This window comes from Pseudoalteromonas sp. NZS100, assembly GCF_015864815.1.
GTDB classification, from domain to species: domain Bacteria; phylum Pseudomonadota; class Gammaproteobacteria; order Enterobacterales; family Alteromonadaceae; genus Pseudoalteromonas; species Pseudoalteromonas distincta.
Genome location: NZ_JADYWM010000014.1, coordinates 84,798 through 101,007, shown reverse-complemented (window position 1 = coordinate 101,007; position 16,210 = coordinate 84,798). Strand labels below are relative to the sequence as shown.

The following is a 16,210-nucleotide window of genomic DNA, read 5'->3' as shown; positions in this document are numbered from 1 at the left end:
ACCTTTAGGTAATTAAACAAGGAGCGTGCTTTATGTTACTTTTCAACACGAGTGAATCATTTCCACATTTTGCACAAACAACACGCTGCCCTCATTGTCAAAGCGACGCCTACCATTTAGTAAATAAAAGCCGCTATTTACGGTTTAGTATTTTACCTATGCTTGCCTTAAAATTAAGTTATAAACGCGAGTGCTATCAATGCGGAAAAAGCGAACCTGTAAAAATAACGCAACTACCGTTAATAGAAAAACTAAGCCTACCTAAATACTTTATTGGTGTATTTTTATTACTTTGGATTGTTTTATTTGTTTATCAACAGCACCTTAATAGCGAGACTCAAAAGAAAAACTATTTAAATACGCCTAAAATATATGATACCTACTTAGTACACGCCGACAAATTTACACACGAGCCCTGGACCCTAACCAATTTAAGAATTGCTCAAGTTTTAAATTTTGACGAACAATTTATTACCTTTCAGATAAGCAACTACAGCTATAAACGTAATAATAGTATTACTTTGGCAATGCGTACTAGCCAGCTAATTCAAGACAATTACTTTTCCACTAAAACAATCACCCTCCCTCGCGATGAAGTAAAGCGTTTGTATAAAGACGAAGCTATTTACGACGTACTGCGCCCTTATGCCAACATCCTTTATGGTGGGTTTGTGATGCATCCTCCCAAACCTAAGCCACTATATAAAGGCTTAAAGCTCGATAAAAACAATCAACAAGGCATTATTTACTTTAAAGATGGTTTGTTTGTTGAAGCATTTAATAGCTTTAAACAAGCTGCTGAAGCGGGCTCTCAATGGGGGCAATTAAATTTAGCGCAAATGTATCGTGATGGTCAGGGAATAGATCAGGATCAACAGCAGGCTATTTATTGGTACAAAAAGGCTATTGAGCAAAAAAATACTAAAGCACAATTTGAATTGGAATCTCTTTGTAAAATAGCTAGCTGTGAATGAGTGAATTTAAATATAGCTGGCGCAACAAGTACGCCAGCTATAAACTATTTTTTAAATAACTTTGTATAACCTACATGTATAAGCACAACAACTAAGCCGGCAATAACACCTAGCAAACCATCAAACAAGAGAGGCGCTAATACTTCTCCTGTGCCGCCAGCAACAGACTGAGCATAGCTCGTTACATCGACTTGAGTATGATGCAGTAACTCAACACCATGCACTAAAATCCCGCCGCCTACTAAAAACATTGCAATGGTGCCCGCAAATGCTAAAAACTGCATCAACCTAGGCGCTGCTGCGAGCAAGCCTTTACCAAGTAACTCTTTAAATTTATTAGCTGACACTTTAGATTGGTTGAGTAAATAAAGTCCTGCATCATCCAGCTTTACAATACCGGCCACCAAGCCATAAACGCCAATCGTCATTATAATTGCGATAACACAAAGCACTAAAGCTTGATTAAGCAATGTAGCACCTGCCACAGTACCTAAAGTAATCACAATAATTTCGGCAGAAAGAATAAAGTCGGTTCTTATTGCCCCTTTTATTTTTTGTTTTTCGTACTCAACTAAATCTAATTTCTCACCCTCGTCTACCGCTTCACTGTTATGAGGCAAAAACTTAGCAAATACTTTTTCAGCTCCCTCAAAACATAAAAACAAACCACCCATCATTAAAAGCGGTGTTATTAACCAAGGCAGCCATACGCTTATTAATAAAGCAGCGGGTACGAGTATCGCTTTATTTAAAAATGAGCCCTTTGCCACAGCCCAAACAACCGGTAATTCACGCTCTGCTGCTACACCTGTAACCTGCTGTGCATTGAGCGCTAAGTCATCGCCTAATACACCCGCTGTTTTTTTTGTTGCTACCTTACTCATTGTCGCAATGTCATCAAGTAAAGTGGTTATATCATCTAATAACGTTAAAAGGTTAGTGCCTGCCATAAAGCTTCCGAGCTCAAGAAATATTGCTATAAACATAACTTAAAGCGCTACTTTCACCAACGGTTAATTTTGCTTTGTTATTCTTACATTAGATTAAAATTTTGCCCTGTGTTTTAACTAACGTTTAAAGAAGATGGGAGGAAAAATGAAAGTATATTTAGCATTAATCGCTATTTTACTAAGCTTAACCGCATGTAGTGATTTAAAAACCAGTACTGCTTACCAATGCGATGATGAGAGCGTAAAACTCAATATTATTAATAATTCTGAAGCCGAACTTATCTTTAACAATAAAGTGCATGTACTTAATCACGAAAAAAGTGCATCAGGGAATAAATATATAAGTGAAGAGGTACTGTTTTGGGGTAAGGGCAATGAAGCCATGTTAATCATTGCAGGTAAAAAAAGACAGTGCACTAAGGCTTAACATAAAAGCAACCAACAAATCACAATAATGCTACAATAATTAAAGACCCATTATTGTGATGAAGTTATGCGTTCAATTGCGATCAAACATAAAATAATTTTAGCCTTTACAGCCATTGGCATATTGGTGCTAACAAGTAGTGTATTTTTTTATTGGTCATTAAACAAAATTAGCGTTAACAATACCCGTACCGAAAAATTAGCGGTTCCGGTACAACAGTTCAGCAAAGATTTAAGGCTATCATTACTGTCTATTACCAAATTTAACGCCTTAGCTTACAGCCAAGCAAACCTTGATTTACTTCAACAAAATAAAAAACAGGCGCAAGTTGAGCAACAACAATTTAGCGATATGCTCAATTTGTTAAGCACCCAACTAAATCAACAAATAACAATGCAAAATTTACTCACCAGTACCAACGCAGGTTTCGAGCAACTGACTGAAGTAAGTGTCGCAATGTTCAGCGCTAAAGAGCTTAAGTTTGTAGCGCAAAATTCCACCATAGAATTATCAGCAACGTTTAACGAGCAACTTTACAATTTAAGTTCTAACTTACTTGATATAGAACTTTTAGAAGTGCCTGTAAAACAGCAGGCATTACTTAATGCTATGTTTGGAACAGCGACCCGTATAGACGATTTATTGTTTAACTTAAGTAATAATATAAAAAGCATTACTCAAACTACAAGTATCAATGATTTAAATAGCCATCAGCAAGATACCCTATTTCTACTAGATAACATCCAACCTAATTTCACCTATTTAGAGCAACAAGCGCTACCTTTTAATAATGCGTTTAATGCTAAAAATTTAACGGCTAAGTTTAATCAATTAAGAGAGTTACTTAACAACGATACAGGAATTTACGCCCAACAAAATAAAGTACTCAAAAGTGCTATTGCTGCGGCTCAAAATTTTGAACACTTTCAACAGCAATTTATAACAACAGAAGGTCAGCTTATTGAACTTAATAAATTGGCTGATGAGCGCTTTAATGCCTTACAAACTAATGCAAAGGCCGCCATAAATACAGGGATTAGTTCTGTAGTAATTATTACGATTGTTTTAATTATATTGATTATCGCTATCTCTATTTTTACAACTCGCGCAATGCTAAAACCGCTTAAAAAAGTAAACAGCGATTTAGCCCGAATCGCCTCAGGTGATTTATCAAAGCGAAGCCGCCCACGTAGTAAGGATGAATTTGGTACTTTGCTAAATAACATAAATAGACTCAGTGAAGACCTTACTAACCTAATTGGTGCAATTAGTAGCGACGCCCACGAACTAGACAGCAGCGCTATTAAAACCAGTGAAAAAGGTCAGCAAATGACGGTTGTTGCACAACAGCAGTTAAAGCGAAGCGCGCAGGCAACATCGCTTGCACAAAATATGCTAATCAACTCACAAGCGGTTTATGAACAAGCAGATAAAACATCAAGTGAAATAACAAACGCATCGCAATTTGCAAATGATGTAAACGAGATTGCTAATCAAAATAGTCTAAGTATAGAAACTTTATTACAGCGTCTTGATAAAGCAGTAGGCAGCACAGAAGAGCTCGCACAGTACACTCAGCTTATTGAAGCCATTGTTGAAACAATTAGTAGCATTGCAGAGCAGACTAACTTACTTGCACTTAATGCTGCAATTGAAGCAGCGCGAGCGGGTGAAAACGGACGCGGGTTTGCTGTAGTTGCTGATGAGGTTCGATCATTAGCTGCACGTACACAAACCTCGACTAGCGAAATAAACACCATGATCCAAACATTGCAACAACACACTAAAACAACTCAAGAACACATTACTGATGGCCAACACCAAGCCAAGCAATGTGTTAAAAACAGCACTGAACTAAATAAAGCCGTAGAGCGTATTAAAAGCACATTGTTGTCTGTTAATCAGATGAGTGAGCAAATTGCTCATGCATCACATGAGCAATTGACTAACAGTGGCGACATTCAACAAATAATGGCAAAGGTGACAGAGCAAGCAACCTTGAATGCCCAAAACGCGACAACCCTAGCAAGCGAAAGTGAAGACGTAAACCAACTTGCACACTCTTTAACGAGTGCCGTAGAGCGCTTTAAGTTTTAAGTGCAAGTAATGACTTGGCTTGCATGAAATGGGTATAATACTTTAACTCTTTTGCTTAATAGCGGCCCACAATGAAATATAAAGATCTACGTGATTTTATCGATTTGCTTGAAAAAAAAGGCGAACTTAAACGTATCACCCAAGAAATCGACCCGTATCTTGAAATGACCGAAATATCTGATCGCACCTTACGTGCAAAAGGTCCTGCGTTATTATTTGAAAACCCAAAAGGCTACGATATGCCGGTGCTTACCAACTTATTTGGTACACCAAAACGCGTAGCAATGGGCATGGGCCAAACAGATGTTAGCGAGCTTCGCGAAGTGGGTAAGCTACTCGCTTTTTTAAAAGAACCTGATCCACCAAAGGGTATTAAAGAAGCACTAGGCGCTATACCTATTTTTAAGCAAGTGCTTAATATGCCTGCAAAAGAAGTTAAAAAAGCACCTTGCCAGCAAGTAGTTTTAGAAGGTGATGATGTAGATTTAACTAAATTACCTATTCAACATTGCTGGCCAGGTGATGCAGCGCCATTAATTACTTGGGGCCTTACCGTTACTAAAGGGCCTTATAAAAAGCGCCAAAATTTAGGTATTTATCGCCAGCAATTATTAGGCAAAAATAAAATAATTATGCGCTGGTTGTCACATCGTGGTGGCGCGCTTGATTTTCAAGAATGGTGTAAAGAAAACCCAGGGCAACCCTACCCTGTATCGGTAGCATTAGGTGCCGATCCTGCCACTATATTAGGTGCCGTAACGCCTGTACCTGACACTCTAAGCGAATATGCATTCGCTGGCTTATTACGTGGCAGCAGAACCGAAGTTGTAAAATCTATTTCAAATGACCTACAAGTCCCTGCCAGTGCAGAAATAGTACTTGAAGGTTACATAATGCCTGGTGAAATGGCGCCAGAAGGCCCTTATGGTGACCATACCGGTTACTATAATGAAGTCGATGACTTTCCAGTAATGACGGTCACTCATTTAACGCATCGTAAAGATCCTATTTATCACAGCACATTTACCGGCCGTCCGCCTGATGAGCCTGCTATTTTAGGTGTGGCACTTAATGAAGTGTTTGTGCCGATACTACAAAAGCAATTCCCTGAAATTGTCGACTTTTACCTTCCGCCTGAAGGGTGCTCATATCGCATGGCGATTGTAACAATGAAAAAACAATATCCAGGCCATGCTAAGCGCGTGATGATGGGAGTTTGGTCGTTCTTACGCCAGTTTATGTACACCAAATTTGTAATCGTCTGCGATGACGATGTTAACGCCCGCGATTGGGAAGATGTTATTTGGGCTATAACAACCCGAATGGATCCAGCGCGTGATACAACATTAATAGAAAACACACCTATTGATTATCTCGATTTTGCATCACCAGTCTCAGGTCTTGGTTCAAAAATGGGAATGGATGCTACCAATAAATGGCCTGGCGAAACCACCCGCGAATGGGGCGAGCCTATTGTTATGGATAAAGACACCAAAGACCGCGTAGATGATATTTGGGAAAGCCTTAATATTGTTTAAGTGTTTATATGTAAGTACATATCAGGCTATAAAATAACCCTGCAGATATGCTAGAATCGAGCTATTCGATTGCGTATCTGCTGTTACAAGCGCTGCTAAAAGGTAAAAAATGCAAACATTAAAAGCTGAAGTTGTAGCTATCAGCCCACTTACAGAATTTGTTCATAAAGTAATTTTAAAGCCACAACAACCGGTGACCTTTGAAGCTGGCCAATACATGCAACTCGTATTAGGCGAAAAAGACAAACGTGCTTTTTCTATAGCTAGTCGCCCTTCACAGTGCGATGCAATAGAACTGCATATTGGCGCCTCAGGTGCCGATTCGTATGCAATGCAATCGTTAGAGCATTTACGAAACGCCCATACCACAGGGCAGTTAGTAGACATTGAAGCTGGCTTGGGTATTTCACAGTTGCGCCTGCAATGTGAGCGCCCTATTATTTTACTCGCCGGTGGTACTGGTTTTTCATACGCAAAATCAATGGCTGATCATTTAGCTGAAATAAAATGCGACCGTCCTGTGTTGTTTTACTGGGGCGTAAAAGAAGAATCTGCTTTATACGCACATACAGAAATGCAAACATGGGCAGATAGCCATGAGAACTTTAAGTTTATTCCTGTAGTAGAAAATCCATCTGCTAATTGGCAAGGACACACTGGCTATGTACACAAAGCAGTAATGCAAGATATTGTGTCACTAGAACCATACGATATTTATATGGCAGGTCGTTTTGACATGATAGGTATTGTCCGTGATGACTTTATTACTCATGGTGCAATTCGTGAAAACATGTACGCAGATGCATTCGCATTTATCAAATAATTGAAATTTACTTTCAGTTATAAATAAAGGCACCTAATCGGTGCCTTTATTTTTATAACAACAAACATTTAATAGTTAAAACCTATCAACTCCATCAATATAAACAATTTCCTAAATCTCTATCTATAAACCATACTTTGTATAGAACATCAGCGGGAGAGACCCAAATGCTAAATACAAAAGTAAAAGATTTTATGCAACGCAAATTGCCAAATATCACACCAGATACAGAAATGACGACAGCCATAGCAGAACTACAAAAATTTAAACTACTTGGCGCACCAGTATTTGATAAAGATAAATGCTTAGTTGGATTTATATCAGAGCAAGAGCTGTTAAAACCACTTACGCAAAGCAGTTATTTTTGTGATGGGATGGTTAAAGTATCGCAGCTTATGCAAACAGAGGTAGTGACCGTTAGCGGCGATACCAACATTATTGAGCTTGCACAGCAGATGCAGCCTGGTAAACCAAAAAACTACCCTGTTGTAGAGGGTGTTAAAGTAATCGGTATGATCAGCCGAGCAGACGTACTTAAAGCGCTTTACGATAATTACATAAGCTGCCAAACACACTAAATTGCAGATACAAAAATGCCGCTTATATAAAGCGGCATTTTTAATGCTCTTAAATTAACGTGCGCTAGCGAGTGCTAAAAGTTCTTTTTTATCGCCATCGCTTAAAAATGCTATTTCTAACGCATTTTTTTGAGCTTTTTCCATATCAGCTTGAGATAAGCCTGCTTTAGGTGCAGCAACGGTATATTCATACTCAATTTCAATACCTTCAACCGCAGGATCATCAGTATTAATACACGCTAAAATACCATGATCTAAAAACTGTTTAAGTGGGTGCTTAGTTAAATCGTTTACTGTACTGGTTTGAATATTACTTGTTAAGCATGACTCAATACCAATACGGTTATCGCGTAAATAATCCATTAGTTTTGGATCTTCAATTGCTTTAACGCCATGCCCTATTCTGCTCGCACCCAACTCATTAATTGCTTGCCAAATACTTGGAGCACCAAGTGCTTCTCCAGCATGGACAGTCGAAGCTAAATACGCATTTCGTACTTGTTTAAAGTGCTCTACAAACAACTCACCCGGGAAGCCAATTTCGTCACCGGCTAAATCAACAGCAACTAAATCATTTTTAAATGCGAGTAATGCATCAAGCTCTTTTTGACACGTTTTTACGCCATAAGTACGCGATAAAATACCAATCAAGTTAGCTTTTATATTTGCGCCCATTGTTGCTGATTTAATACCATCAACAACTGCCTCTACAACGCCTTCTGGGTGTAAACCTTGGCTTTGTGCCATGTAGTAAGGGCTAAATCGAAGCTCCACATAATCAAGACCTTGTGCTTGTGCATCTTCAATGTTTTCAATTGCGATACGTCTACATGCATCGTAGTCGCCAAGCACAGTAACTCCCCAATCTAACTTTTGTAAAAAAGCCATGAGGTTTGGTTCAGGATCAATAACTTGAACATGAGGGATTAATGCTTCAACGTTATCTGCAGGTAGCTCTATATTAAACTGTCGACCAAGTTCTAATATGGTTTGCGCACGTACATTACCGTCTAAATGGCGGTGAATATCTAGCAAAGGTAATTTTCTATTGATCATAATAGCAACCCAGTTTAGTTAAATTTGCGCGCATGATACGCAGATACAGTTATTTTTCAAGTCTATATGATTTGCGGTAAGTTTTAGCGGTCATATGTCTGCTTTTTGTGCAAAAAAATGATACAGCTTATTTTCCTGATAAGTGATGCCAAAGAGTTTTAAAAAGCGTATTTGCATCAATAGGTTTGGTAATATAGCCATTCATTCCACAGGCTAGTGCCTTTTTAACGTCATCGTCATGGGCGTTCGCCGATAGCCCTATTATGGGTAAATCAATTAACTCTAAATCACGACGAATTACTTTTGTTGCTTTGAGTCCATCCATTTTTGGCATTTGAATATCCATAAGAACAATGTCGTAGCTATTTTCGGCTAGCTTTTCTATGGCTTCAAAACCATCGTTAGCAATGTCGGCAATACAGCCTTTCGTTTTTAAAATAGCATTAGCAACATGCTGATTAAGTGGATTATCTTCTACTAAAAGTAATTTATACCCTGTAAATGATAATGTACTTACGTCTATTTCGTTGTATTGCTGCTGAATTTGCTCAGCCTTTGGTAAAGGTGATATTAGCGGCAAACTAAATGTAAATGTAGAGCCTTTACCTTCATAACTAACTAAATCAATTGCACCACCCATTAACTCAACCAGTTTTTTGCAAATACTTAATCCTAAGCCTGTACCACCATATTGGCGTGAGGTTGAGCTATCAGCTTGTGCAAACGGTTTAAACAATTGTTTCTGTGCTTCGCTACTAATACCAATACCCGTATCGTTAATACTAAAATAAGTCATTTTTTTCGATTGCCAAATTTTCAGAGTGATTTCACCTTCCCCTGTAAATTTAACCGCATTATTGAGCAGATTCAGCAGCACTTGTTTTAAGCGAATTGGATCGGTATTGATGACCAAATTTGATGTTTTATCAAAATCGAGACTTAACTTTATTGATTTAATGTCAGCCTCAAACTGAAGTAAATTAAGCATTCCATCCGCTAAACTCGCTACATTAATAGGCTCTTGCATTAAGTCTAGCTTGCCTGCTTCCATTTTTGAAAAGTCGAGCACATCGTTTAATACCCTCAGTAAAACACCAAGTGCCCCATCTGCTTGCTCTATGTAACTTCTAGCTTGTTGCCAATCGTTTTGCTGGAGCGCTAAATAATGCAGCCCTTTTATACCGTTAATAGGGGTGCGGACTTCGTGGCTCATGTTTGCTAAAAACTGCCCCTTTATATGACTCGCTTCATCTGCTTTTTGTTTTTCTTTGCGTAGTGTATGTGTTTGCTTGGCCACTTGTTCGCGAATTTGTATGTTTGTACCAGTAACTGAAATCAAAAATGTAATCAGTAACCACACAAACAACATACCTACTATTTGTGCAAGCCAATATACTAACCAAGACGTTCTAACTATTGGCTCATATAACTCAACCTGCCACATACGCTTTCCAATCAACAATTGATATTCTTTAAATAGCGCTTGCGAATTAGCGGTATCTGCAATATAAATTGCCTGCTTTTTCCCTGGTACCGTTGTATCAAAAAAACTAGCTGAAATTGAGTTGTTGTGATCAAATAATAGTTTTTGCGATAAGCGTTTCAGACTGACTATCGCTGCCACAAAGCCTTGAAAATCATCTTCGGTAGAGGACTCTCTAAAAACAGGATATAAAAAAAGCACACCGTGTTCGGCTGTATTTTGGACCAAGTTAATTGGCTCACTTAGTGCAAGTTCATTAAGCTCTTTCGCTTTGCTAAGCGCTGCACCTCTTACTTTACTAGAAGCTAAATCAAACCCTAAAACATCTTCATTACCTTTTAAGGGATATACGTACTTTACTGGAAAGTAATTACTACGCGTACCTGCAGGTTGCCAAGCTCCATCTAGTGACTTTTCTTTTATGTATAGAGGTTTGCCTGTGGCTGGATTTTCATGTGTTTCTAAATCTGCGAGTTCATTTGCTGGTATATAAGGTATCCATTCAAAAGCCAGAATTTCTTGGCTGTAGTCCAACTGCTTTGAAGTAAATTGTTTAAACTCTTTAAAATCCACGTCACTACTACTAGCAAAATATGTACCTAATAAGCCTAAATGAGCAGTAATACCATCGAGCTTTTGGCTTATAGCATTTTGCACAGAAAGTATTTTGGCTTCTTGCTTTTGAATATCTTTTTCTTTTTTAACACTAGCAGCGCCATAAAAACTAACGCTGATCAGTATGTAAATTAATAGCGAGGGTAAAATTACCAGCATACGATGGCGTACTTGTGTGTAATTAAAAGCGGCGAGTACTAAAGGTGTAAATATAAGTACGCCAATACTGTCGCCAATCCACCATGCTATAAAGTTATCAAAAATAGCATTGGTCGGAATCACATTATTCAATGCTAATAAACTTGTTCCTACACCTGCAGCAATAACACAACATATTGGCCCCGCTACTATTAAGCTTTGAACACTGTGTTTTAAAGAAGATAAATCCAACGGCGCTTTTATAACATTCACTATAATTTGTCGGCCAATCCAAGCCTGTAAAACAGAGGCTAAAGTAATGCCTATAGCTTGTAAAAGCACAATAAAATGAAAAATATCTACGGTGCGTTCAAGGTGAGTTAAGTTAGTACAAAAAGCCCCAATAATAAGGCCAATAAATGACTTACGTCCCCAAATTAAAAAGCTCGCTAAAGCAATTCCTGAGGGCGGCCAGGAGGCGACCGCATAGCCATCTACAGAAAGAAGTGAGTTGCTAAAGTATCCTGTAAAGAAGTAAGCACAAGCCAAGCTAAGGGTTAATATTAAAAATTTTCTCAAAGCTTGTGCTCCTGAACTACAAAAAATGCTAAGTAGTTATAGTGTAGTCATTTATTGATATAAAACGAGCGCCTTTTCTGCCTGTGCACTATTTTTATAACTCAACACAGCTTGTTCAGAGAACTGTTTTTTATTTTCACTATTCAGTGCTTTATCAAATATTCTAGCTGCTAAGTCATAATCACCCTTAGCATTAGCAAGGCAAGCTAGCGCAAGTAATAGTGAATTATTTGAATCATCCTTCTTAAGGCGTTCTTGAATGCTTATTTGCAACTTAGCTGCATCGGCTGCTGTTGCTTTACTTAATATATTTGCAAGCTCTAAGTGTTGCTCACTATGCTTAACCATCTTAATTAAGTCACTTTCAATAACAGCCAATTGACCTGCTTGCGCCATTTGCATTAAATATGCGGTGTGGGCATGAGCTTGCAGCTTTTTCGGTAGCTGTTTATATTTTTCACTCAGCTTGTCTGCATCTAACGCATTAAAATAAGCACTAAATAACTGCGTCCACTGTGCATCAGTAAGTACTTTTTTGCGCAGTAAACGCGGCAAAAAGTCTTCCAGCGCACTAAAGTGTTGTTGCTGTACTAATACTTCTGCATAAAGTTTTAACTCAAGTGCGGTGGCTTTTTTAGCTTCTGCGCTAATACGCATTTGTGATTCAATCGCGCTACTGTCACCACTTGCCAACCATAGCTTTGCTACTTTTAATTGATGCTCTGGGCTGATTTCAAATAAACGCTCAAGTGCTTTATCTGTTTGATTATTAGCAAGCGCTACTTTTGCAAGTAATGCTAAGCGAATATCTTCAAACTTATCTGGTACGCTATTACCCAATAAAGCCTGTTCTACATGCTCGTAATCATCATTAATAGCACTCCACAACGCCTGTTCAATAGCTGCTTGTTTGCGCTCTTGGCTACGTGCAAAAAAGCCATGCTTAGTATTATGATAAATCGATAATAAATAACGGATTAATTTATATGTTAAATATAAAACAACAGCGGTAATGACTGCCATTATACAAAACGATACTATCGTGCCTTCTATCGTCGTATTGTTAAATGAAATAAGTACATAACCTTTTTCATCTAGCACAAATGGAGTAACCGCTAGTACAACAACAATAGCTACAATTAAAATAATTAGCCCTATCATTGCGCCCACTCCTTAACCTTTTGTGTACTGTTTAAGGTTACTTTTGGATTAAAGTTAAGCTGCTCTTTTTCAAGTTTAGACAACGCTTTAAGTACCGTTTTAGTTGTGTCATCGTCTTGCTTAAAGTACTCACCAACTAAACGTTTTGCTTCACTTAAGGCGCTAAAGAAAATACTCGCCTGCTTACTCATAAGTGCATCTTGTGCCTGAGTTATATTAAGCTTGATTCGTTGATTTATTAAATGGCGCTCTTGATCCGTAAGTAATGGCTCAATGGAAACACCTTCGTGCTGACGAATAGTAATAAAGCTATCCACAATTTTATTCCAGCTATTACTCAAGTTTTGCTGCCAATCACTCACGTCACCACTTAAAGCATTTTCATCTATTGCAGCTGCTTCTTCTGGTAAATTAACTGCATTAAAAACTAAGTCGTCAATACTGCTTAGTACACTGTTTAGCTGTAAATAAATAGCCTCTGTTGCAACAGGTTTAAGGCTATCAAGTGTTTGTATATCTTGCATAATCGCTTGGCGAACTTCAACTGTTCCTGGGTGCTCACTAAGTAATCCATCTAAGCGCTTTAAAACAGCACTAGTGCCTTGGTAGTCTTTTTCAGCCCATAGTTTAAACTCAGCCATACGCTGTAAGCTGGTTACTTCTTGCGGGTTTAACGATGAGCCTTGTTGCTGCGCCTTTTGCAAGGCCGCTTTTAGTTCTTGCTGATTTTGAACTGCACTTTCATTTAGGGCTGCGGCAACTTTTTCTTCACTATTAAACAGCGCTTGTTGCAAATTAGATTGCGCCGATTTAAGTGCTTGCAGCTCCTGGGTGAGTAACTTATTTTGCTCGCTTAACTCATTAACGGCTAAGTTTTGCGCCTTACCAGCATTTAATTTTTGATAAAACTCGTATCCAACACCAGAGGCCACAATTAACGAAATAAGAAGCGCAAGTACTGCAACCTTACTTATTTTTTGTTTACTTTTGTCTGCCGTATTTTTTGTAGCTGTAGGCTCTTGCTTAGTTGATTTAGCAGAGGTCGTGTTAGCTATTGTTGGTGTGGCTTTTTCTGCCGTTACTGGCTTTGACTGTTCGCTCATGTTGCTACCTTGCTGATTTATGCAGGTAAACATAGCATTATCGCTAGCCCCTGCTGCAATGTGTATATTAGCCGAACTTACCTGTTGCAGCTTTAAATAAGCGGCTATACGCTCGCTAGCAACATAAAATCGGCACTGTTGTAACCATTGTAGTTGGTGTGCAGTAAGGCTTTTAAATATAGCATCAACTGCTGCATTACTTGTTATGACTATACCGTGTACATTCTGGCTTTTCCAGTGGTCTGTCCAGTTAGAGGTAATACTCTCTGTCGGTTCACGTTTGTACACAACACAATTATTTAAAAAAGCACCGCGCTCTTTGAGCGTTTTAGCTAACTCAGGGCGGCCACCTTGGCCCTTAACTAATACTATATTACAGCCATCCACCTCGGCGAGTGATTTAAGCGCAAGTAACCCTTCTGAATCATACTGCTTTGGTACTGCTGCGCGCACACCAAATTGCTCATATATAACATCGGCTGTTTGTTGTCCAACCGCATAAAACTGCGCTTTGGTATTTATATCTGGTTTTAATTGCGAAAGTGCACTGACTGAATCTTGCGATATAAATATTATTTTATCTGCATTTAATAGTGGACTAAGCTCAGTGCTGGAGGGTGTTAAATGCGTTATTTTTAATACCGGAAATAAAGACGCCTGATAACCCGCTTGCTCAAGTTGCTGTGCAAGGGCTGCGCCTTTTCCTTCGGGCCGAGTTATCAGAATATGTGTCATTTATGCGTCTCTATAAACTTCAGCTAATATTTTGTCTGCACCTTGAGCTAGTAATTTTTTAGCAAGCTCAATACCTAGTTTTTCTGCGTCATTTACATGGCCTGTTACTTCGTCGCGTAAAATTTCGCTGCCATCAACAGCACCCACTAAACCACGTAAATGCACTTGTTCGCCATCAACCAATGCATAAGCACCAATAGGAACTTGGCAACCACCTTCTAAATAGCGATTCATCGAACGCTCTGCGTTTACGCGAATACGTGTTTGTGTATGCTCAAGTGGTGCAAGTAATGCTTTAGTTACTTCATCATCAATACGACATTCAATACCTACAGCGCCTTGACCATTTGCTGGTAATGACACTTCTGGCTCAATGTAGTCAGCAATACGCGACTCCATTTCTAAACGAATAAGCCCTGCAGCCGCTAAAATAATAGCATCATATTGGCCGTCATCTAATTTACCTAAACGCGTATTTACATTGCCGCGTAAATCACGAATATCTAAATCAGGGCGAAGTGCCTTAATTTGGCACTGGCGGCGTAAGCTCGAAGTACCAACAATAGCGCCTTGTGGTAGGGCACTTAAATTAGCGAAATTGTTTGATACAAACGCATCGCGTGGATCCTCACGCTCACAAATAGTATGCAGTGCTAGCCCTTGAGGAAACTCTACTGGAACATCTTTCATAGAATGTACGGCAATATCAGCTCGGCCATCTAGCATGGCTTGCTCTAGTTCTTTAACAAATAAGCCTTTACCGCCAATTTTGGCCAATGGCGTATCTAAAATTATATCCCCTTGTGTCGACATTGGGACTAATTCTACGCGCACATCTGCATGAAAACGCTCAAGCTCTGCTTTTACAAATTCGGCCTGCCAAAGTGCTAGAGCGCTTTTGCGCGTTGCGATGCGTACTAATTTTGTTTTTTCTGTCATAGGGGTATCCAATTAATTACTGCGTTTAGCCAGTTTTAGTCAGCTAAAATTCTAAATTCTTTTTGGGCAATTAAATTACCTTGCTCATCAACTACATCAACACGCCAATGACCTGTTTGTGTGTTCATTATATTTTTTGTTGAGTACGTTCTGTAACGAGGCGAAGTAACATTAAGTGTAATTTCAGCCATCGTTTCACCTTCAAACGACCAAACATGCTTAACTTGCTGGCCTTGAAGGTTTTTAATCTCGCTAAAAAACGATAACCCTTCCTCAAACTGGCTTAACCTAATATCAGCAGCAAACACATTAGTAGGCTCACGCTTACTTACTTTACGAGTAAGTACCGCACGACTAATTTTACCCGTGTCTATTTGCGCGCCCAATGCCACACTTGCCACATGTGCTGTAGAGGAAAAACCTTCAGTGCCACTCAATGCGCCATCATCACTTTCTAACTCTAAAAGTAAGTCACTTTGACTAGCAGGCTCAGTTACGTTTTGGGCTTCTGCGGTTTCTTCTTGCACATCATTATCAAGGTTTGAGTTTAACTCTGTATTAATACTTTCGCTTTGATCAGTAACAATATCGTTGTTAGCCAACAAAGCCGAGGTATTATTTACAAGGTCTACTTCGGCAGGTGTATTACTTGAAATGTGAGTCTCATTTTGCTCAGCTAACAAAGGTTCAATACTCGCTTGAGTTACCTCTGCAGACTCAGCTGGGGTATTGTTTACTGATGATTGAGGCTCAACATCCATTACCTCATCGCTTGTTTGGTTTTCAGCGTTACTGCTAAAACTTAAGAATTGTTCCTGCTCATTTGGGTGCTCACCTTGCTCTGCATTAACAGAGGTGGTTAAGCCATAAACAACTGCTGCAGAGGTCATTAATACCAACATAGCAATACTCACAATACGACGCCAATTCCACTCGTAGCTTACCGTTGGTACGCTCTGTTGTAATTCGCGTTTAACATTTGCTTTTATAACTATTTTTTGACTCATATTGACC

General features: G+C 38.9%; 13 protein-coding genes. 6 read left to right on the top strand and 7 right to left on the bottom strand.

Annotated features, from left to right (window positions below):
- Positions 1–32: 32 nt before the first annotated feature.
- Complete coding sequence (locus I6E69_RS14700) at positions 33–974, top strand: tetratricopeptide repeat protein (RefSeq protein WP_197121540.1); 942 nt, start codon at positions 33–35, stop codon at positions 972–974.
- A gap of 44 nt (positions 975–1,018) precedes the next feature.
- Here I6E69_RS14700 and I6E69_RS14695 read toward each other — a convergent pair whose 3' ends face one another.
- Positions 1,019–1,924: a DUF808 domain-containing protein gene (locus I6E69_RS14695; protein ID WP_197121539.1), complete on the bottom strand. Its 906-nt coding sequence runs from the start codon at positions 1,922–1,924 to the stop codon at positions 1,019–1,021.
- 145 nt (positions 1,925–2,069) lie between these two features.
- On the opposite strand from I6E69_RS14695, the gene I6E69_RS14690 reads away from it, so the two are divergent.
- The 5 genes from I6E69_RS14690 to I6E69_RS14670 all read left to right on the top strand — a co-directional run bounded on the left by I6E69_RS14690 (position 2,070) and on the right by I6E69_RS14670 (position 7,387).
- On the top strand, positions 2,070–2,351 hold the full coding sequence (locus I6E69_RS14690; protein ID WP_182724818.1) for an MliC family protein: 282 nt from the start codon (positions 2,070–2,072) through the stop codon (positions 2,349–2,351).
- Positions 2,352–2,417: 66 nt separating this feature from the next.
- Complete coding sequence (locus I6E69_RS14685; RefSeq protein ID WP_197121538.1) at positions 2,418–4,448, top strand: methyl-accepting chemotaxis protein; 2,031 nt, start codon at positions 2,418–2,420, stop codon at positions 4,446–4,448.
- Positions 4,449–4,519: 71 nt separating this feature from the next.
- Positions 4,520–5,986 (top strand): 4-hydroxy-3-polyprenylbenzoate decarboxylase, encoded by a 1,467-nt coding sequence (ubiD, locus tag I6E69_RS14680; RefSeq protein WP_002960958.1) that lies wholly within the window; start codon positions 4,520–4,522, stop codon positions 5,984–5,986.
- Positions 5,987–6,095: 109 nt separating this feature from the next.
- Positions 6,096–6,809, top strand: a complete 714-nt coding sequence (gene fre / locus I6E69_RS14675) for an NAD(P)H-flavin reductase (RefSeq protein ID WP_002960960.1) — start codon at positions 6,096–6,098, stop codon at positions 6,807–6,809.
- A 167-nt stretch (positions 6,810–6,976) separates the two neighbouring features.
- A complete protein-coding gene (locus I6E69_RS14670) occupies positions 6,977–7,387 on the top strand; it encodes a CBS domain-containing protein (protein ID WP_024594621.1) in 411 nt (136 codons plus the stop codon).
- A 54-nt stretch (positions 7,388–7,441) separates the two neighbouring features.
- On the opposite strand, the gene add is transcribed toward I6E69_RS14670, so the two are convergent.
- The 6 genes from add to I6E69_RS14640 all read right to left on the bottom strand — a co-directional run bounded on the left by add (position 7,442) and on the right by I6E69_RS14640 (position 16,203).
- The gene (add, locus tag I6E69_RS14665) at positions 7,442–8,443 is read right to left on the bottom strand and encodes an adenosine deaminase (RefSeq protein WP_197121537.1); all 1,002 of its coding nucleotides are present in this window, start codon (positions 8,441–8,443) and stop codon (positions 7,442–7,444) included.
- A 127-nt stretch (positions 8,444–8,570) separates the two neighbouring features.
- A complete protein-coding gene (locus I6E69_RS14660) occupies positions 8,571–11,258 on the bottom strand; it encodes a CHASE domain-containing protein (RefSeq protein WP_197121536.1) in 2,688 nt (895 codons plus the stop codon).
- 51 nt (positions 11,259–11,309) lie between these two features.
- Positions 11,310–12,419 (bottom strand): heme biosynthesis HemY N-terminal domain-containing protein, encoded by a 1,110-nt coding sequence (locus I6E69_RS14655; protein WP_197121535.1) that lies wholly within the window; start codon positions 12,417–12,419, stop codon positions 11,310–11,312.
- A complete protein-coding gene (locus I6E69_RS14650; RefSeq protein WP_138489809.1) occupies positions 12,416–14,257 on the bottom strand; it encodes a uroporphyrinogen-III synthase in 1,842 nt (613 codons plus the stop codon). Before I6E69_RS14650 ends, I6E69_RS14655 begins: the two co-directional genes overlap by 4 nt.
- Complete coding sequence (hemC, locus tag I6E69_RS14645) at positions 14,258–15,196, bottom strand: hydroxymethylbilane synthase (RefSeq protein WP_138489810.1); 939 nt, start codon at positions 15,194–15,196, stop codon at positions 14,258–14,260. It abuts the gene before it with no gap.
- Between the two features lie 35 nt (positions 15,197–15,231).
- Positions 15,232–16,203, bottom strand: a complete 972-nt coding sequence (locus I6E69_RS14640; protein ID WP_197098917.1) for a DUF2914 domain-containing protein — start codon at positions 16,201–16,203, stop codon at positions 15,232–15,234.
- Between the last annotated feature and the right edge of the window lie 7 nt (positions 16,204–16,210).

What these genes read in the sequence shown, in the direction of transcription:
- ubiD (WP_002960958.1), top strand. Translation starts at nt 4,520, where the DNA reads ATGAAATATAAAGATCTACGTGATTTTATCGATTTGCTTGAAAAAAAA.
- I6E69_RS14670 (WP_024594621.1), top strand. Translation starts at nt 6,977, where the DNA reads ATGCTAAATACAAAAGTAAAAGATTTTATGCAACGCAAATTGCCAAAT.
- I6E69_RS14690 (WP_182724818.1), top strand. Translation starts at nt 2,070, where the DNA reads ATGAAAGTATATTTAGCATTAATCGCTATTTTACTAAGCTTAACCGCA.
- fre (WP_002960960.1), top strand. Translation starts at nt 6,096, where the DNA reads ATGCAAACATTAAAAGCTGAAGTTGTAGCTATCAGCCCACTTACAGAA.
- I6E69_RS14655 (WP_197121535.1), bottom strand. Translation starts at nt 12,419, where the DNA reads ATGATAGGGCTAATTATTTTAATTGTAGCTATTGTTGTTGTACTAGCG.
- I6E69_RS14685 (WP_197121538.1), top strand. Translation starts at nt 2,418, where the DNA reads ATGCGTTCAATTGCGATCAAACATAAAATAATTTTAGCCTTTACAGCC.
- I6E69_RS14640 (WP_197098917.1), bottom strand. Translation starts at nt 16,203, where the DNA reads ATGAGTCAAAAAATAGTTATAAAAGCAAATGTTAAACGCGAATTACAA.
- I6E69_RS14695 (WP_197121539.1), bottom strand. Translation starts at nt 1,924, where the DNA reads ATGGCAGGCACTAACCTTTTAACGTTATTAGATGATATAACCACTTTA.
- add (WP_197121537.1), bottom strand. Translation starts at nt 8,443, where the DNA reads ATGATCAATAGAAAATTACCTTTGCTAGATATTCACCGCCATTTAGAC.
- hemC (WP_138489810.1), bottom strand. Translation starts at nt 15,196, where the DNA reads ATGACAGAAAAAACAAAATTAGTACGCATCGCAACGCGCAAAAGCGCT.
- I6E69_RS14700 (WP_197121540.1), top strand. Translation starts at nt 33, where the DNA reads ATGTTACTTTTCAACACGAGTGAATCATTTCCACATTTTGCACAAACA.
- I6E69_RS14650 (WP_138489809.1), bottom strand. Translation starts at nt 14,257, where the DNA reads ATGACACATATTCTGATAACTCGGCCCGAAGGAAAAGGCGCAGCCCTT.